Annotated in this window: 1 tRNA gene and 2 rRNA genes (1 of these 3 cut by a window edge); all 3 read left to right on the top strand. The window is 54.4% G+C overall.

Annotated features, from left to right (window positions below):
* Nucleotides 1-1,910: ribosomal RNA gene (locus tag AC04PH_RS17190) — 23S ribosomal RNA — on the top strand (it extends 994 nt beyond the left edge of the window).
* 216 nt (nt 1,911-2,126) lie between these two features.
* Nucleotides 2,127-2,241 (top strand): 5S ribosomal RNA (gene rrf, locus AC04PH_RS17185).
* Nucleotides 2,242-2,291: 50 nt separating this feature from the next.
* A tRNA-Met gene (locus tag AC04PH_RS17180) sits at nt 2,292-2,368 on the top strand.
* Nucleotides 2,369-2,500 lie beyond the last annotated feature (132 nt).

The raw sequence follows: 2,500 nt of genomic DNA, 5'->3' as shown, positions 1-2,500 counted from the left end.
CTGATCCTAACCAAACTCCGAATACCGAGGAGTACTAGATGGCAGACACACAGCGGGTGCTAACGTCCGTTGTGGAGAGGGAAACAACCCTGACCTACGACTAAGGCCCCTAATTCATGGCTAAGTGGGAAAGCAGGTGAGACGTCCAAAACAACCAGGAGGTTGGCTTAGAAGCAGCCATCCTTTAAAGATAGCGTAACAGCTCACTGGTCTAAATAAGATGTCTTGCGGCGAAGATGTAACGGGGCTCAAGCCATGAGCCGAAGTCTGGGATGCACGTAGTGCATGGTAGCAGAGCGTAGTGTGACATAGTTCCATGTGTCCTTACCCACCTCGGTGGGATTGGACACAAGGAGCTTTCTGTGAAGCCGGCGCGTGAGCGATCCGGTGGAGAGATCACTAGTGAGAATGATGACATGAGTAGCGACAAAGGGAGTGAGAGACTCCCTCGCCGAAAGTCCAAGGGTTCCTGCTTAAAGCTAATCTGAGCAGGGTAAGCCGACCCCTAAGGCGAGGCCGAAAGGCGTAGTCGATGGGAACCAGGTTAATATTCCTGGGCCAGGAGGATGTGACGGATCTGAAACGTTGTTCGCCCTTATCGGATTGGGCGGGCCGCCAACAGGTTCCTGGAAATAGCCCTCCATGAGATCGTACCCTAAACCGACACAGGTGGACTGGTAGAGAATACCAAGGCGCTTGAGAGAACCACATTTAAGGAACTCGGCAAAATACCTCCGTAAGTTCGCGAGAAGGAGGCCCGGTTTTTACGCAAGTAGAGGCCGGGGGCACAAACCAGGGGGTGGCGACTGTTTACTAAAAACACAGGGCTCTGCGAAGTCGCAAGACGACGTATAGGGTCTGACGCCTGCCCGGTGCCTGAAGGTTAAAAGGAGGAGTGCAAGCTCCGAATTGAAGCCCAGGTAAACGGCGGCCGTAACTATAACGGTCCTAAGGTAGCGAAATTCCTTGTCGGGTAAGTTCCGACCTGCACGAATGGCGTAACGACTTCCCCGCTGTCTCAAATGTGGACTCAGCGAAATTGAATTGCCTGTCAAGATGCAGGCTCCCCGCGGTTAGACGGAAAGACCCCATGCACCTTTACTATAGCTTCGCATTGGCATCAGACACAGTATGTGCAGGATAGGTGGTAGGCTTTGAAACCGGGACGCCAGTCTCGGTGGAGCCTCCCTTGAGATACCACCCTTATTCTGTTTGATGTCTAACCGCGGCCCGTCATCCGGGTCCGGGACCCTGCGTGGTGGGTAGTTTGACTGGGGCGGTCGCCTCCCAAATTGTAACGGAGGCGCGCGAAGGTTGGCTCAGAGCGGTCGGAAATCGCTCGTTGAGTGCAATGGCAGAAGCCAGCCTGACTGCGAGACTGACAAGTCGAGCAGAGTCGAAAGACGGCCATAGTGATCCGGTGGTCCCGAGTGGAAGGGCCATCGCTCAACGGATAAAAGGTACGCTGGGGATAACAGGCTGATGGTGCCCAAGAGTCCATATCGACGGCACCGTTTGGCACCTCGATGTCGGCTCATCTCATCCTGGGGCTGGAGCAGGTCCCAAGGGTACGGCTGTTCGCCGTTTAAAGAGGTACGTGAGCTGGGTTTAGAACGTCGTGAGACAGTTCGGTCCCTATCTTCCGTGGGTGTAGGATACTTGAGAGGAGTTGCCCCTAGTACGAGAGGACCGGGGTGAACGATCCACTGGTGGACCTGTTGTCGTGCCAACGGCAGTGCAGGGTAGCTATGATCGGACAGGATAACCGCTGAAGGCATCTAAGCGGGAAGCCCCCCTCAAAACAAGGTATCCCTGAGGACCGAGGTAGACCACCTCGTCGATAGGCCGGAGATGTAAGCGCAGCAATGCGTTCAGTTGACCGGTACTAATGGTCCGATAGGCTTGATTTGATCCAGTAACAGTCTGGCTCGATCAAAGATACATACACACACAATCATCAGTATATCTGATATGGAACAACGACGAAGCAGCGTAAAAACGGTGCCAAGTCGCTGATGCTGTCCAAGCACCCGGATGTGCGACGGGGTGGCTGTCACTTTGCATTGCAAAGTGACTTTGCCACTCAGTCAAAACACCTTCGTGTTTGGACTGGGCTTCTTTTTTGATTTGGTGGTCATAGCGTGAGCAAAACACCTGGTCCCATCCCGAACCCAGCCGTTAAGTGCCACAGCGCTGATGGTACTGCGTCTCAAGACGTGGGAGAGTAAGTCACTGCCAAATCTAATAAGAAGCCAACCGTATCTCTCGACGATGAAAACGACGATCGGTAGCGCGGGATGGAGCAGCCCGGTAGCTCGTCAGGCTCATAACCTGAAGGTCGTAGGTTCAAATCCTACTCCCGCAACCAAACCCAGAACATGAAAAACCCCGTCAGGCGCATGACCTGAAGGGTTTTGTGCGTCCCGCAAGCGCTCCAGTGGAGCCACTCAGCACAAAACGGGCGGAGCCCAGGCGGAGAGGCAAAGCCTACGCCCGCAAC

This window comes from Yoonia sp. KMU-150, assembly GCF_056858355.1.
The sequence above is the reverse complement of the archived record's forward strand: the minus strand, read 5'-3'. Positions and strand labels throughout refer to the sequence as shown.